The sequence below is a fragment of the Rhizobium sp. SG2393 genome, from assembly GCF_042610495.1.
In the GTDB taxonomy this organism is placed as follows: domain Bacteria; phylum Pseudomonadota; class Alphaproteobacteria; order Rhizobiales; family Rhizobiaceae; genus RU20A.
On the sequence record NZ_JBHGAP010000003.1, the window covers coordinates 157,742 to 173,754 of the forward strand.

Genomic DNA, 16,013 nt, shown 5'->3' on the forward strand with positions numbered 1-16,013 from the left:
CCGCCGTCATCCGCTGTGGTCCGCCAACATCCTTAAGCATTCGGAAAGACCGAGATTCTACACTGCGGACAGCAGAGTGTGCGTGTTCGAGTGAGTAGAGTTCTCCGATGGCCGGCGTAAAGGCGATCCTTGGCAAGTTTCGATTGCGTCGCAAGACGCTGATCTTGCTGTCGGCTGCGCTGCTGCTGTCTGCGACGTCAGGCGCGGCCGCACTCTACATCAGCAAGAAGTCGGCCCATGAGGAGGCCGTGCGCAAGGAGACCTCGGGTCTCGAGTGCACGGCGCTGCGCACCATCAAGCTCGGCCGCAACGGTCAGCGCTGGATCCGCAAATATGTGCAGGTGACGAAGTCTTCCGGCGAGGACCGGCTGCGCACGGCACTGCGTGTGACCGGGTTGCTCGCCAAGGCCGAGAAGGCCGATCTCTACCAGGTCGTGGTGCTGGATGCCGGCGGGCCGACGGAGCGCGCGGCGATCCGGGGTGCCGCGATCGGCGCGGAAGTGCTGTTTGCGCCCGACCCGACCAAATTGCCGGACATGGAGCGGCCCTTCGAGGTGGCCTATGTCGAGGGCGAGGCGAATGCGGCCGGTCTCTATCAGGGCCAGCGCATCGTGGTGCCCTTCGAGGATATCGGCAAGGTGATGACCGGTATGGTCGACCACACCGATTGCGCCGATCCGCCGCCAGACCCGACAGCGGAGGCCGCTGATGGCCACGGCGAGACCAAGGATCATGGCCGGAGCAGCGGCCACGGCGAGGCGCCGGCCGAAGGACATGGAGACGCGCCGGCCGAGGGCCATGGCGATGCGCCGGCCGGGGAACATGGTGCACCCGCCGAAGGCGAGCATGCCGCCGCTGCGGACGAGCACGCCGCGGCGCCGGCCGAGGGCGAGCATGGTGCGCCGGCCGAAAAGGAAAGCGGCGGTCTCCTGGCCTCGCTGACCGGCATGATTTTCGGAAGCTCGGAAGAGACCGCGCCGCATGGCGCGCCGGCTGACGGCCATGGCGAGACGCAGGGCGATGCCCATGGTGCGGCGGCGGAAGGTCACGGGACCGACCCGGCTGCCGGCCATGGCGAAACGTCCGCGGATGCACATGGCGCCGCCCCGGCCGAGAAGCCGGCCGAAGAGGCCAAGGGTTTCTTCTCGCCGGTCACGGATTTTCTTTTCGGCGCCGACGAAGTGACGCCTTCCGCGGCGGGCCATGGCGAGACGCCGGCGGATGGCCACGCGGCCGCGCCCGCAGCCGACGCCCATGCAACGGATAACCATGCTGCGCCTGCTGATGCGGCTGGAGCCGGGCATGATGCAAAGCCGGTCGATGCGCATGGCGCAGCGGCGGGCGACCATGCGCCGGTACCTGCCGAGGCTACCGGTCACGAGGCGTCGGCAGCAACGGGAGACCACGGTGCCGATCCCCTGCAGCCCGAAGGCCATGACGTAAAGCCAGCTGACGCGAATGCTGCCGATGCGCATGGTGCGCCCACCGCTGCCGCCCATGAGACGGCCGCAACCGGTGCGGATGCCGCAGCGCATGCGGCCGAAGGCCTGGAAGCCGTGCCGGTGTCGGGTCATGACGCCGCGCCGGTGGACGCTCATGGCCAGCCGGTGAAGAAAATCATTCCCCCCGCTGACGATCACGCCGCCGCCCAGCCGCAGCCGGCCGCTGATAGCGCGCATGCGCAGGAAGCCGATGCCTACGGGGTCAAGGCGACGCATTGAGGTTGGCGGTCAGGTGGTATCGGGCGCGCGCGTTCGGGGCTGGTGACGGAAGCTGCGGAGCGGAGGGCCATTGTGGCCATGATCGTCCTTGCCAGTCGTGGCGCAACACCACCCGCATTCCTGCCTGCGATCCTAACCCCGCGTGCCGCGTTGTCCTCGGCTCCTGGCAAAGGATATCGGCGGTGGTTGCCTGACGGCGCAGGTCCGGATCAGCGGCGCGATCCCATTCCGATCACGCCGCCGCCAGCAGGTCTCAGTCCGCCTTGTTGCGGCGGGCGGGGAAGAGGATGACGTCGCGGATCGACGGGGCGTTGGTGAGCAGCATGATCAGGCGATCGACGCCGATGCCCAGGCCACCGGCGGGCGGCATGCCCTGGTCGATGGCATCGAGGAATTCGTCGTCCAGCTGCTTGTCCTTCTCGCCGCGGGCATGGGCCTGCTCCAGCTGCTCGACCATGCGGGCGCGCTGCTCGACGGGGTCGTTGAGCTCGGAGAAGGCGTTGCCGACTTCCCAGGCGTTGCAATAGGTCTCGAAGCGTTCGACGAGGCGCGGCTCGCCCGGCACTTCCTTGGCGAAGGGCGAGATGTCCTTCGGGAAATGGGTGACGTGGGACGGCTGGATCAGCGTACCCTCGACCTTCTCCTCGAAGATGAAGGCGAGGCATTCCCCCCATGTCCAGTCCTTCTCGACCTCGAAGCCTGCGGCGCGTGCCGCGGCGCGGGCTTCTTCGTCGGTCTTGATGGCGAGGAAGTCGATCCCGGTCGCTTCTTTCACGGCGTCAGGCATCGGCACGCGGCGGAAGGGGCCGGCAAAGGAGATGGTCTTGTCGCCATAGACGACATCGGTCGAGCCGTGGATCTTCGTCGCGAGATCGGCAAAGAGGCGTTCCACGAGGTCCATCACGTCCTCGTAGTCGGCATAGGCCCAGTAGCACTCCATCATCGTGAATTCGGGATTGTGCCGGGTGGACACGCCTTCGTTGCGGAAGTTGCGGTTGATCTCGAAGACCTTGTCGGAAAGGCCCGAAACCAGCGTGCGCTTCAGGAACAGCTCCGGCGCGATGCGCAGGTACATGTCCATCTTCAGCGTGTTGTGGAAGGTCTTGAAGGGGTCGGCGGTGGCGCCGCCATAGATCGTCTGCAGCATGGGCGTCTCGACTTCGAGGAAGCCATCGGCTTCCATGAAGCGGCGCAGTGCGGAGATGATCTTCGAGCGCTGCAGGAAGCGCAGCTTCGATTCCTCGTTGGTCATGATGTCGAGGTGGCGCTTCCGGTAGCGGATCTCGACGTCGGAGACGCCATGCCACTTTTCGGGCATCGGCAGAAGCGCCTTGGTGAGCATGGTGATCTCATGCGCGTTGATCGTCAGCTCGCCGCGCTTTGTGCGGCGCACCGCGCCCGTAACACCGATGATGTCGCCGAGATCGATCATCGGCAGCAGGGCGCGGGCCGCTTCCGGCGTCGTGTCCTTGTGGGAGAAGATCTGGATCTTGCCCGAGGCGTCATGGATGTCCATGAACATGCCGGAATTGCGCGAGGAATAGACGCGGCCGGCGACGGTGACGATGTCTGTCGTCTCGGTGTCCGGCTCGAGGCCGGCATATTTCTCGGCCAGCTCGCCATTGGTCAGCGTGCGGTGGAAATGGGCGGGATAGACATCGCCGATCTCGGCACGCAGCAGGTCGAGCTTCTGGCGGCGGACTTCCGTCACGTCGGAGGAAAGGGCTGTTTCGGTCTTCGTTTCGGTCATGGTGTTCGCCTTCAGCGCCATCTTCGTTTCGGGTTACCCCCCTCTGCCCTGCCGGGCATCTCCCCCGCAAGGGGGGAGATCGGATGGGGTAAGCTCATTCATCTTCCTCTGGCGTCGCTGTCCGTGGCCCGGTCCTGCCGTTCACCGCGGTTGCGCCTCCTGCGGATCTCCCCCCTTGTGGGGGAGATGCCCGGCAGGGCAGAGGGGGGTGCCCTTCTCAAGGCCCGTCCTTACTTCCCGCTGCCCGCCATGGACGCCACCACCTGGCCGGCGACCTTGAGGCGCTGGCGCACGACGGAGCGGCCGAGCACGGCCATCGAGTCGAAGAGCGGCAGCGAGCGCGAGGAGCCGGAGACGGCGACGAAGAGGGGAGCGACGACGACCTTCAGCTTCTTGCCGAGGCGGTCGGCGACCGCACGCAGCTCCGCTTCGATGGAGGCGACGTCCCATTCGACGATCTTTTCGAGCGCGGGCTGTACCTCGCTGAAGATCTCGACCAGTTCTTCGGGCGACGACTTCACCTTGGCGAAGTGGGCGGGCTCGAGGCCGAGGTCGGATTTCAAGAGGAAGCCGGCGAGGTCGGGCAGTTCGCCGAGCTTGGAAATGCGCGACTGCGAGAGCTTCAGGCCCTCCGTCAGACGGCTGTTTTCCATCGCCCATTCGATGACGCGGCGGCGGAAATCCTCGTCGGAGAGCTTTTCGCGGATCCAGCGGCCGTTCAGCCAGTCGAGCTTCTGGATGTCGAAGATGGCGCCGGCCTTGGAAAGGTTTTCCGGGTCGAACTTGGCGGCAAGCTCGTCCATGGTCAGCAGTTCCTCGCCCTCGGCGATCTGGATGAAGAACAGGCCGAGGAAGTTCATCAGCGCTTCCGGCAGGTAGCCGAGCGCGGAATAGTAGGAGATCGAGGTCGGGTTCTTCCGCTTCGACAGCTTCGACTTGTCGGCATTGCGCATCAGGGAGAGATGCATGAAGACCGGCGGCTCGAGGCCGAGATAGCGGTAGATGAGGATGTGCTTCGGCACGGAGGCGAGCCACTCCTCGCCGCGCGCCACATGGGTGATCTTCATCAGGTGGTCATCGACCACGTTCGCCATGTGGTAGGTCGGCATGCCGTCTGCTTTGAGCAGCACCTGCATGTCCACGGCATCCCACGGGATTTCCACGTCGCCGTAAACGCCGTCGGTAAACTTGCAGGATCCTTCCGTCGGGATCTTCATGCGCACGACATGCGGCTCGCCGCTGGCGACACGGGTCGTGACTTCTTCCGCCGAGAGCGAGAGGCAGAGACCGTCATATTTCGGCGGCTTGCCGGCGGCGCGCTGTCCTTCGCGCATCTGTTCCAGCCGTTCCGGCGTGCAGAAGCAGCGGAAGCCATGGCCGGCCTCAACGATCTTCTCGACATAGGGACGGTAGATGTCCTTGCGGTCGGACTGGCGATAGGGGCCGTAGGGGCCGCCGATATCCGGGCCCTCGGACCATTCAAGCCCGCACCACTTCAGCGCGTCCAGCACCTTGCGCTCGAATTCCGGCGTGGAGCGGGTCGCGTCCGTATCCTCGATGCGCAGGATGAAGGTGCCGTTGTTCTTCTTGGCGAAGAGATAGTTGAAGAGCGCGATATAGGCGGTGCCGACATGGGGCTCGCCGGTCGGCGAAGGGGCAATGCGGACGCGCACGGGGGCGGCGGGGCTGGTCATGGTCTTGTTCGGCCTGTTGCGAGGGGAGGGCGCCCTTCGGAAGGACCCGGTGGCTTTCCGCTTCCCATGAATTTTTCGGCCTGTCGCTGAGGTGCGGACGGCCGTTTCCATGCCGGTGGCAAGACCACATTAGGCCCCGCGCGTCAAGGGACAGGCCGCCCGTTGCGGGCTTGCCTGTCCCGGCGGCTCACTGTGCCGGCCAGAAGAACAGGATGGTCGGCACGCCGACGAGGATGATCAGGCAGGAGAGCGGCAGGCCGAGGCGTGGGTAGTCGCTGAAGCGATAGCCGCCGGGGCCCATGACCAGCGTGTTGCACTGGTGGCCGATCGGGGTGAGGAAGTCGCAGCCAGCGCCGACGGCGACCGCCATCAGGAACGGTTCCGGCCGATAGCCGAGGCCCGTGGCGAAGCTCGCGGCAATCGGCGCGACGACCAGCACGGTCGCGGCATTGTTGAGGAAAGGGGTGACCGCCATGGCGGTGACGAGGATCAGCGCCACGGCGCCCCAGGCGGGCAGGGAAGAGGCAAGAGAGCCGAGAAAGCCGGCAATGAGGTCGCTGCCGCCGGTGGTGCGCAGCGTGTCGGAGACGGGGATAAGGGCGGCGAGCATGACGAGGATGGGCCCGTCGAGCGCGCGATAGGCGTCGTTTGCCGGGATCACCTTGAACGCGATCATGGCGACGGCGGCGGCGAAGAAGGCGGGCGCGACCGGCGCGAAGCCGGTGGCCGTGGCACCGATGGCGACGGCGAGAATGAGGAGCGGCACCCAGGCCTTGCGGCGTTCGCCGAGGAGGATGTCGCGCTGGGCAAGCGGCAGGCAGCCGACCTCCTGCAGGAACTGCGGCAGTCCGGCGGCGTGGCCCTGGAGAACGACGACATCGCCCGCCTGCAGGCGGATGCCGCTCATCTTTTCCTTCAGCCGTTCGCCGCGACGGGAGACGGCCAGCAGGTTCACGCCGTGGGTATGGACGAGCGAGAGATCCCTGGCCGAAAGGCCGACGAGGCGGGAGTCGCTGGCAATCACCGCCTCCACGGCGGTCACCTCGCCCGTTTCACGCGCTCCATGGATGCGCTGGCCGGAGAGTTCGAGGTCGCCGGCCTCCACCACCCGGTGCAGGCTTTCGGCCTTGCCCTCGAAGAGGATCACGTCATGGGCGGCAAGCGTCATGTCCGGCAGGGGTGTCATGTGACGGTCGCCGCGCAGCACGCCGGTGGCGACGACGTCGCCCTCGCCGGATTTGAGCAGGTGCGAGAGCGTCTTGCCGATGACGGGCGAGCCTTCCGGTACGGTCGCGTCGGAGGAGAAGGCGGCGCCGTCCAGGGCCTCCTCGATCGATGGCGCCATATTCTTGCGGTCCGGCACCAGCCAGTAGAACAGGATGAGGAAGCCGATGCCAATGACGGTCAGCGTCAGGCCGACGGCGGTGAAGTCGAACATGGTGAAGCTCTCGCCGCCCAACTCGGCGCGCACGCGCGAGACGATGATGTTGGGCGAGGTGCCGATCTGCGTCATCAGCCCGCCGAGCAGGGCGGAGAAGGCCATCGGCATCAGGTAGCGCGATGGCGGAACGCCTGCCTTGCGGGCGAACTGGAAGGCGACCGGCATCATGATGGCCAGCGCGCCGATGTTCTTGATGAAGGCCGAGAGGAAGGCGACGGTGACGAGCAGCAGCGCCATCTGGGCGCGCATGGTCGTCAGATTGGGGAAGAAGCGCTGAACCGCCATGTTGACGACGCCGGACCGGGCGATGCCGGCGCTGACGACAAGCGCGCTGCCGACGATGATGACGATGTCGTCGGCAAAGCCGGAGAAGGCCTTGTCGGGCGGGACGATGCCTATCAGCAGGGCGACGAGGAGGGCCCCGCAGGCCACGAGATCGTAGCGGAAGCGGTCGAGCACGAAGACGGCCATCATGCCGCCGATGACGCAAAACGAGAGGATCTGGTCCGTTGTCATGGTCTTCTCGCCATGCTGCTGCCTGAACGGGGCTGCGCCTCAGCACTGCGGCCGTCCGTGCGGAATTCTCATTTTGGCGGTCCCGGCGACGACGCGCCGCCGGGAGCCTTATGTCCAGCCGAAAAGGCTCAGTGGGGTTTCGCCGTCGCGTTCTTTTTGCGCCGCGCATTGCGCGAGAGCATGTTGAGCACCTCGACGAGGGCGGAGAATGCCATGGCGGCGTAGACGTAGCCCTTCGGCACGTGGAAGCCCATGCCTTCGGCGATCAGCGTGGTGCCGATCATGAGCAGGAAGGCCAGCGCCAGCATGACGATGGTCGGGTTCTTCTCGATGAAGTTGGCGAGCGGGGTGGCCGCAACCAGCATGACCGTGACGGCGACGATGACGGCGACGACCATGATCGGCACATGCGGCGTCATGCCGACGGCGGTGATGATGCTGTCGACGGAGAAGACGAGGTCGAGCAGCAGGATCTGGCCGATGGCGGCCGCAAAGCTCGTGGCCACCTTGCCGCCGACCATGTCTTCCTTGTGGTCTTCCGGATCCACATTGTGGTGGATTTCCTTGGTCGCCTTCCAGACGAGGAAGAGACCCCCGGCGATCAGGATGATGTCCTTCCACGAGAAGCCGTGACCGAAGGCTTCGAACAGCGGGTTCGTCAGCTGCACGATCCAGGCGACGGTGCCGAGAAGGCCAAGGCGCATGATCAGCGCGAGCCCGATGCCGATGCGCCGTGCCTTCTCTCGCTGGTCCACGGGCAGCTTGTTGGTGAGGATGGAAATGAAGATCAGATTGTCGATGCCGAGCACCACTTCCATGACGATCAGTGTCACGAGGGCGATCCAGGCTGCGGGGTCCTGAGCGAGCGTCAGTATGTCCTGCATCGGGGAGGGTCCTTGCCGAAAGGCTGTTGAGCGGGTTGCAAAAGCCTTATCTAAGGGTCTCACGACCCTTGGCAAGCGGTTCCCGCCCGGATCAGGCAGGCTTCAGCGGATAGATGCGCAAAAAGGCGTCCACGGCGCGCGTCACCGTTGCCTCGATCACCGCCCGCGGCGGCTCGCTCTCGATCTTGCCGAAGAGGCGCTGCTTGAAGATGCCTGCGGTGCACAGCGCCAGGAACTGGTGCGCGGCACATTCGGTTTCGTCGATCTCGACGACGCCGGCGGCGACCTGCCGGTCGAGATAGGTCTTCAGCACGGTCAGGCCGTTGTCGGGCGTCGCCTCGAAGAAGGCGCGCGATAGCTTCGGCATGCGGTCAAAGACGCCGATGACGCCGCGCATGGCGCGGATCGTGTATTCGGAGGTGATGCCTCTCACCATGGCAATGCCGTAGTCGTACAGCGACTTTTCAATCGGCCGGCCATCTTCCAGCGCATTGCGGCCGACATCGATGATCTTGTCGCGCTCGGCGCTGATCATCGCCGCGAAGAGGTCTTCCTTGTTGGTGAAGTAGACGTAGATCGTGCCCTTGGAGACACCGGCCTCGCGCGTCACCTCGTTCATGCTGGTGGCATCGAAGCCCTTCTGCATGAAGACGCGCTTGGCGCCGGCCAGAATCTGCTCGCGCTTTACCGGATCTTCGCCGGCGGCGTGCCGGCCACCGGAGCCGATCTCCGGTGCTTCCGCGTGGCAGACGCCCATCTTTTCCAGATCGAGGGTCATTTTATCAGAAGCCTTCAATTTTTTCTAAGCAATGGAACCGTATGGTTCGATAACACTTGATATGCCTGTTAGACCGCGCTATGTCAAGGCAATCGAACCGTACAGTTCAGTCCGACACACGTTCGCTCCCGGAACGAAATGGAATTTCCGCCATGTCTGCATCGCCCCGCTCCTCTGCATCCCGTGTTCAAGCGGTACCTGATTCGCGCAACGCCCCGGAAGAGGTGGCAAGCCCCGCCGCCCGCGGGGATGCGCCGCCCGTAACGCCCGCCGTCGAAGCGCCTTCCGACGCCTCGTCGGCCGCAACCGCCACGCCCGATAAGAAGAAGGGGCCCAAGCGCTTCGTGCTGCCCGTCCTGCTGCTCGGTCTTCTGGCCGGTGGCGCATGGTACGGTCATGAATGGTGGACCAATGGCCGCTTCATGATCTCCACCGACGATGCCTATGTGCAGGGCGAGATCACCGCGATCGCGCCGAAGGTCACCGGCTATGTCGAAAAGGTCATCGTCAAGGCCAACCAGACCGTTAAGGCAGGCGATCCGCTGGTTGAACTCGATGACGGCGACTACAAGATCGCGCTCGAGCAGGCCCAGGCGCAGATCGCCACGCAGAACGTTTCGCTGAAGCGCTTCGATGCCCAGATCGACGGCGCCAAGGCCGCGCTTGCGCAGGCGCAGGCCCAGAAGCAGTCGGCCCTTGCCGCCCAGAGCGGCGCGGAGATTGCCGCCACCCGTGCCGGCGATCTCGCCGACAAGTCGGTCGGCACGGTCGCCGCACTCGACACCGCCCGTGTCGCCCTCGACCAGGCCAAGGCCGCCGTCGTCGGCGCCGATGCCAATATCGTCGCTGCACAGGCGAATATCGCAACGCTGCAAGCCCAGCGCGCCGAGGCCGAAAGCAGCCTGAAGTCGCTCCAGCTCGCCCGCGACAAGGCGGTGCGCGATCTCGACTTCACGGTGCTCAAGGCGCCCTATGACGGCGTCGTCGGCAATGTCTCCGTACAGGAAGGCAACCTTGTGACACCCGGCCAGCGACTGGCCGCTCTGGTCCCGGTGAAGGAGCTTTACGTCGAGGCGAACTTCAAGGAGACCCAGATCGCCGGCCTCGTGCCCGGCGAGAAGGTCAAGGTTCACGTCGATGCCTTTGAGGAAGACGATATCGAGGGCACCGTCGCCTCGATCGCGCCGGCCTCCGGCTCCGTCTTCTCGCTGCTGCCCCCGGAAAATGCGACGGGCAACTTTACGAAGGTGACGCAGCGCATTCCGGTGCGCATCGCGCTGCCGGCGGATGCGCTTGCCAGCGGCAAGCTTAGGGCGGGGCTCAGCGTCGTGGTCGATGTCGATACACGCACCGCGCCGAACGCGCAGAATGCCGAAGCCAAGTAAAGGCTCGGCGCGCGCATCCCGAGACTGTGCCGGCCCCTGCGCGGGGCCGGATTGCATGACGACATCACTGATTTCAAACGTCTTTCTTGAACCACCCGGGAATTTGCGCCCGGGACCAGATTGGGCCGCCGGCAAGACCGACGGGTATGACCATGGCCGCCTCCGCAACCGCTACATCCGCACCCTCTGCCGCAAGCGCCATCGGCGCGCAGGAAAAGATGGACCCGCGCCGCCTCATCGCCTTCTTCGCGATGGTGTTCGGCATGTTCATGTCGATCCTCGACATCCAGATCGTCTCGGCTTCGCTCGCCGAAATCCAGGCCGGTCTTGGTGCCGGCGCGGAAGAGGTTGCCTGGGTACAGACCTCCTACCTGATCGCGGAGGTCATCATGATCCCGCTGTCGGGCACGCTGGCGCGGATCGTGTCCACCCGCTATCTCTTCGCCTTCTCGGCTGCCGGCTTCACCGCGGCGAGCGCGCTGGCGGCGACGGCCACCAACATCGACCAGATGATCGTCTACCGCGCCATTCAGGGCTTCATCGGCGGCGGCATGATCCCCTCGGTCTTTGCGGCCGCCTTTACCATCTTCCCGCCGTCGAAGCGCGCCATCGTCTCGCCGATCATCGGCCTCGTTGCGACGCTGGCGCCCACGATCGGCCCGACGGTCGGCGGCTATCTCAGCCACGCCTTTTCCTGGCACTGGCTGTTCCTGGTCAACATCATCCCCGGCATCATCGTGACGATCGTCACGTTCAACTTCATCGATTTCGACAAGCCGGAATTCAACCTGATCAAGAAGTTCGACTGGTGGGGGCTGGCCTCCATGGCGCTCTTCCTCGGCTCGCTGGAATACGTGCTGGAAGAGGGCAACAACAAGGACTGGTTCAACGACGACAAGATCGTCATCGGCACGCTGGCGATCGCCATCGGGGCCGGCGTGTTCTTCTGGCGGGCCTTCAAGGTCGAGTTTCCGGTGGTGGATCTGAAGGCCTTCGCCAACCGCAACTTCGCGTTCGGCTCGCTGTTCTCCTTCACCATGGGCATCGGTCTCTACGGCCTGACCTATCTCTACCCGCTCTATCTCGCCCGCATCCGCGGCTACGATTCGCTGATGATCGGCGAGACCATGTTCGTCTCGGGGCTTGCCATGTTCCTGACGGCGCCGGTCGCCGGTGCCATGTCGGCGCGCATGGACCCGCGGCTGATGATGGCCATGGGCTTCTTCGGCTTCGGTCTCGGCACCTGGCAGATGCACTACATCACGGCCGACTGGGATTTCTACGAGCTGCTCGTGCCGCAGATCCTGCGCGGCGTCTCGCTGATGATCTGCATGGTGCCGATCAACAATATCGCGCTCGGCACGCTGCCGCCGGCCCGCATCCGCAATGCCTCCGGTCTCTTCAACCTGACGCGAAACCTCGGTGGCGCCGTGGGGCTGGCGATCATCAACACGCTGATCACCCAGCGGTCCGACGAGCACTATGCCCGTCTCTCCGAGCATGTGCAGTGGGGCAATCCGGAGGCGATTTCGCAGATGAACAACATTGCCGCCAACTACAATGCCCATGGCATGGACGGCGCCACCATCGCCATCCAGAAGCTTGCCGGCATGGTGCGCCAGCAGGCGGCGGTGATGTCCTTCTCCGACGTGTTCCTGCTGCTGACCGGCCTCTTCTTCGCGCTGATCTTCATGGTCATGATGATCCAGAAGCCGCAGACCGTGCCCGCGGGCGCCGGTGGTGGCCACTGATGCTGGCGGGTTGACCGGACTGGCGAATTGCCTCAGGGGCGGAAGGGATGCAGGTTTGCATTCCTTCCGCCCCTGATTCTCATGTGCCGAGGTTTCATGCCCATCTCTGCCCTTCGTCGTCGCCACCTGCTTGCCGGTCTTGCCGTCATGGGCCTCATGCCCGCGCGCCGGCTTCTGGCGGCCGGCAAGCCCTCCGTGGACGCCACCTTCGTTTTCGCGACCGACATGCATGCCTGTCTGATCGACGCCGATCACCTCGCGCCGGATTGCGAGGCCGAGGGCAAGACGGACGCCAATCTTCTGCGGCATGTGCGGGCGTTGAACGGGCTGCATGCCCAGAGCTGGCCGGAAACCATCGACGGCAAGCCGAGCGGGCTTGCGAGCGCCGGCCGCAAGATCGGCCATCCGCTCGGCATGGTCTGCGGCGGCGACATGACGGATGACGGTGGCGGTCAGCTGAAGGTGCCCGGCGAGGGCTGGCAGCTGAAGCAGTTCGCCAACCGCTACCAGCAGGGCAGCGGGCCGGACCGCCTGCACATGCCCGTCTATGCCGGGCTCGGCAACCACGATCTCGACCAGGATGGCGCGCCGCCGCATGTGGACTGGTATCGCCGCGAACTGCGCGACTATGTCGAGATGAACCATCGCACCGGCGTGTTCTTCAAGCCGCCGGTGCCGGTCGCAAATTATGACGCGCTCTCCGACAGCTATTCCTGGGACTGGGGCGGGCTGCACATGGTCCACCTGCAGCGCTTCGGCGGCGATACGACCAAGGGAGCCGTCAGCGGCCTGCCGTGGCTGGCCAGCGATCTGAAGGCGGCGGCGAGCGATGGCAGGCCCGTGATCGTCATCCAGCATTATGGCTGGGACAAGTTTTCGCTGGAGCGCTGGGATCCGAAGGCGGAGACCTTCGATGACCAGGGCTCCGGTCCCGCGCACTGGTGGAGCGATGCGGACCGGGCAGCCCTGCTCGCGGCACTGAAGGGCTACAATGTCATCGGCCTCTTCCATGGCCACGAGCATGATGCCGCGATGATCTACAAGGTCGATGGTCTCGACGTGTTCAAGCCGACAGCAGCCTTCAAGGGCGGGTTCGCGCTGGTCCGGGTGACGGACGCTGCGATGGACGTGGTTCTGGGCAGCGCCGGCGACGCCGAGGACGGGAGCGACGTGACCTTCCTCAAGGGCTTTTCAAAGACGATCTGAAGTCTGCCGCGCCCGGTCTTTCACAGCCGGGCGCGGCCTCTTTCCAATTTTTGATTTACGTACATCAAAAACTGCTTTATGCCTTCCTCCCACAAGGACACTGGCGTCTGGGAGGAGCCGTGCGACCGACCGTTCACGACATTGCCGAGAAGGCGGGCGTCAGCCTTGCGACGGTCGATCGCGTGCTGAACGGCCGGCCGAACGTGCGCGGCGTGACGCGGGCGCGGGTGGAAGCGGCCATCGCCGATCTCGGCTATGTGCGCGATGTCGCGGCCGCCAATCTCGCCAAGGGGCGGGTCTATTCCTTCACCTTCATCCTGCCGGCCGGCGACAATCCCTTCATGCGCAGCCTCGAGGCCGAAGTGCGCGGCCTTGCGCGGCAGGCCGCGGTCGATCGCGTGCGTGTCGGCGTCGTCGTCGTGCCGCCGTTCGATGCGGAGGGGCTTGCCGGCGCGATCGATGCGGCCATCGCCGATGGCGTGTCCGGCATTGCGGCCGTGGCCGTGGAGGATGCGGCTGTCGTTGCCGCGATCGACCGGGCCAAGGCCGCCGGCATCGCCTTCGTCACGCTCGTTTCCGATGTCGCGCAGTCGGCCCGCGATCATTTCGCCGGCGTGGACAATGTCGCGGCCGGGCGCACCGCCGGCAGTCTCATGGCGCGCTTCGTTGCCGCGCGGCCCGGTCCCGTCGCGGTGCTGGCGGGCTCCATGCGGCTGCGGGACCATCGCGAGCGGCTGGAGGGATTTCAGGCGCGGCTCGGCGCGGATCGCCTTCTGGAGCCCGTGCTGGAGGGGCAGGATGAGCCGCAGACGGTGCAGCGCCTCGTCGGCGATCTTCTGGCGCGGACGCCGGATCTTGCCGGGCTCTACAGCCTGGGCGCGGGCAATGCGGGCCTCGTGCGGGCGCTTTCGGATGCCGGCGGCGCAGGGCCGGTGGTGATCGCGCACGAACTGACCCCGGAAACGCGCAGCGGGCTTTCCTCCGGCCTCATCGCCGCCGTGCTGAACCAGGATGCGGGCCACGAGGTGCGCAGCGCGGTGCGCGTGCTGAAGGCGCGGGCCGACGGCCTTGCCGTCCACGCCGCCCAGGAGCGCATCCGCATCGACATTTTCGTCAACGACAACCTGCCCCCCGAGGCAGGACAGAGCGGCGCGGACGTTTCGTCCGTGCCCCAATAGGGAGAGACATCATGTATCTCGGTATCGATCTCGGCACATCGAGCGTGAAGGCCATGCTCATCGATGATCGCCAGACCGTCATCGGCTCGGCCTCCAGCAAGGAGGTGACGACGCATCGTCCCCATGCCGGCTGGTCGGAGCAGGATCCGGCCGACTGGATCCGCGCCACGGAAGAGGCGATCGCGGGGCTGAAGGCGGCGCATCCGGAAGCCTTCGCCTCCGTCTCCGGCATCGGCCTTTCGGGCCACATGCACGGCGCGACGCTCATCGATGCCGAGGACAAGGTGCTCAGGCCCTGCATCATGTGGAACGACACGCGCAGCCACCGCGAGGCGGCCGCGCTCGACGCCGATCCGCGCTTCCGGGCGATCACCGGCAACATCGTCTTCCCCGGTTTTACCGCACCGAAGCTCGCCTGGGTGAAGGCGAACGAGCCGGATGTTTTCGGCAAGGTGCGCAAGGTGCTGCTGCCGAAGGATTATCTGAGGCTCTGGCTGACGGGTGAACACCTCTCGGAAATGTCTGACTCGGCCGGCACCTCCTGGCTCGACACCGGCGCGCGTCGCTGGTCGCAGGCGCTTCTTGCCGCCACGGACCTTGATGAAAGCCAGATGCCGGGGCTGGTCGAAGGCACGGCGGTGGCCGGGCGCCTGCGCGGCGAGATTGCCGCGCGCTGGGGCCTTGCCGCCGGCATCGTGGTGGCCGGCGGGGCCGGCGACAATGCGGCGTCGGCCTGCGGCATGGGCACGGTGCGGGAAGGGGCGGCCTTCGTTTCGCTCGGCACCTCCGGCGTGCTCTTTGCGGCCAACGGGCGCTATCTGCCGAACCCGGAAAGCGCCGTCCATGCCTTCTGCCACGCGCTACCGGATACCTGGCACCAGATGGGCGTGATCCTCTCGGCAACGGACGCGCTGAACTGGCATTCACGCGTGACGGGTGCCAGCGCCGCGAGCCTGACCGGCGAACTCGGCGACACGCTGAAGGCGCCTTCGGGCGTCACCTTCCTGCCCTACCTTTCCGGCGAGCGCACGCCGCACAATGATGCGGCCATTCGCGGCGTCTTTGCGGGGCTCGCGCATGAGAGCGACCGGGTGGTGCTGACGCAGGCGGTGCTGGAAGGCGTCTCCTTCGCGCTGCGCGACAGTCTGGAGGCGCTGAAGGCGGCCGGCACCGAACTGACGCGGGTGACGGCCATCGGCGGCGGCTCGCGCTCGCGCTACTGGCTCGCCTCGATCGCAACGGCGCTCGATCTTCCCGTGGATCTGCCGGCCGACGGCGATTTCGGCGCGGCCTTCGGCGCGGCACGGCTGGCGCTGATTGCTGCGACGGGCGCAAATCCCGCCGATGTGCTGACGCCGCCCGCGACAGCGGAGACGATCGAGCCGGTCAGGGCGCACAGCGCGGCTTACGAGGAGGCCTATCAGCGCTATCGGCGGCTTTACCCGGCGGTGAAGGCGGCGATGGGGTGAGGCGAGGGGTGTGCTGAGAGGTGCGTGCCGTGGGGCACCCCCCTCTGCCCTGCCGGGCATCTCCCCCGCAAGGGGGGAGATTGGGTGGGGCGGGCGTAGCACTCCCTTTCAAGCGTTGCATCCGCATTGCCGTCCGGTTGGACGAAGCTCTCTCCTCCTGCCGATCTCCCTCCTTGCGGGGGAGATGGCCGGCAGGCCAGAGGGGGGTAAGCCGGAAGCGCCGACCGACAAGACTTTTTG

11 protein-coding genes are annotated in these 16,013 nt (G+C 65.8%); 6 read left to right on the top strand and 5 right to left on the bottom strand.

Annotated elements, in window-relative coordinates; translation table 11 throughout:
* Positions 1 to 107 precede the first annotated feature (107 nt).
* Positions 108 to 1,721: a hypothetical protein gene (locus ACED18_RS11400; protein ID WP_377292196.1), complete on the top strand. Its 1,614-nt coding sequence runs from the start codon at positions 108 to 110 to the stop codon at positions 1,719 to 1,721.
* 253 nt (positions 1,722 to 1,974) lie between these two features.
* On the opposite strand, the gene lysS is transcribed toward ACED18_RS11400, so the two are convergent.
* The 5 genes from lysS to ACED18_RS11425 all read right to left on the bottom strand — a co-directional run bounded on the left by lysS (position 1,975) and on the right by ACED18_RS11425 (position 8,784).
* Positions 1,975 to 3,471 (bottom strand): lysine--tRNA ligase, encoded by a 1,497-nt coding sequence (gene lysS, locus ACED18_RS11405; protein ID WP_377292198.1) that lies wholly within the window; start codon positions 3,469 to 3,471, stop codon positions 1,975 to 1,977.
* 230 nt (positions 3,472 to 3,701) lie between these two features.
* The gene (gene gltX / locus ACED18_RS11410) at positions 3,702 to 5,165 is read right to left on the bottom strand and encodes a glutamate--tRNA ligase (RefSeq protein WP_377292200.1); all 1,464 of its coding nucleotides are present in this window, start codon (positions 5,163 to 5,165) and stop codon (positions 3,702 to 3,704) included.
* Between the two features lie 187 nt (positions 5,166 to 5,352).
* Complete coding sequence (locus ACED18_RS11415) at positions 5,353 to 7,122, bottom strand: SLC13 family permease (RefSeq protein ID WP_377292202.1); 1,770 nt, start codon at positions 7,120 to 7,122, stop codon at positions 5,353 to 5,355.
* 128 nt (positions 7,123 to 7,250) lie between these two features.
* Entirely contained in the window at positions 7,251 to 8,006 is a 756-nt protein-coding gene (locus tag ACED18_RS11420; protein ID WP_377292204.1) for a TerC family protein, read from the bottom strand.
* Positions 8,007 to 8,097: 91 nt separating this feature from the next.
* On the bottom strand, positions 8,098 to 8,784 hold the full coding sequence (locus ACED18_RS11425; protein ID WP_377292206.1) for a TetR/AcrR family transcriptional regulator: 687 nt from the start codon (positions 8,782 to 8,784) through the stop codon (positions 8,098 to 8,100).
* Positions 8,785 to 8,936: 152 nt separating this feature from the next.
* Between ACED18_RS11425 and ACED18_RS11430 the strand changes: the two genes are divergently transcribed.
* From ACED18_RS11430 to xylB, 5 genes are all read left to right on the top strand, one after another.
* On the top strand, positions 8,937 to 10,169 hold the full coding sequence (locus ACED18_RS11430; protein ID WP_377292208.1) for an HlyD family secretion protein: 1,233 nt from the start codon (positions 8,937 to 8,939) through the stop codon (positions 10,167 to 10,169).
* Positions 10,170 to 10,321: 152 nt separating this feature from the next.
* Positions 10,322 to 11,920, top strand: a complete 1,599-nt coding sequence (locus ACED18_RS11435; RefSeq protein ID WP_377292210.1) for a DHA2 family efflux MFS transporter permease subunit — start codon at positions 10,322 to 10,324, stop codon at positions 11,918 to 11,920.
* A gap of 147 nt (positions 11,921 to 12,067) precedes the next feature.
* Positions 12,068 to 13,126, top strand: a complete 1,059-nt coding sequence (locus tag ACED18_RS11440) for a metallophosphoesterase (RefSeq protein ID WP_377292366.1) — start codon at positions 12,068 to 12,070, stop codon at positions 13,124 to 13,126.
* Positions 13,127 to 13,245: 119 nt separating this feature from the next.
* Positions 13,246 to 14,304, top strand: a complete 1,059-nt coding sequence (locus ACED18_RS11445; RefSeq protein WP_377292212.1) for a LacI family DNA-binding transcriptional regulator — start codon at positions 13,246 to 13,248, stop codon at positions 14,302 to 14,304.
* Positions 14,305 to 14,315: 11 nt separating this feature from the next.
* Positions 14,316 to 15,773 (top strand): xylulokinase, encoded by a 1,458-nt coding sequence (gene xylB, locus ACED18_RS11450; RefSeq protein WP_377292214.1) that lies wholly within the window; start codon positions 14,316 to 14,318, stop codon positions 15,771 to 15,773.
* The last annotated feature ends 240 nt before the right edge of the window (positions 15,774 to 16,013 follow it).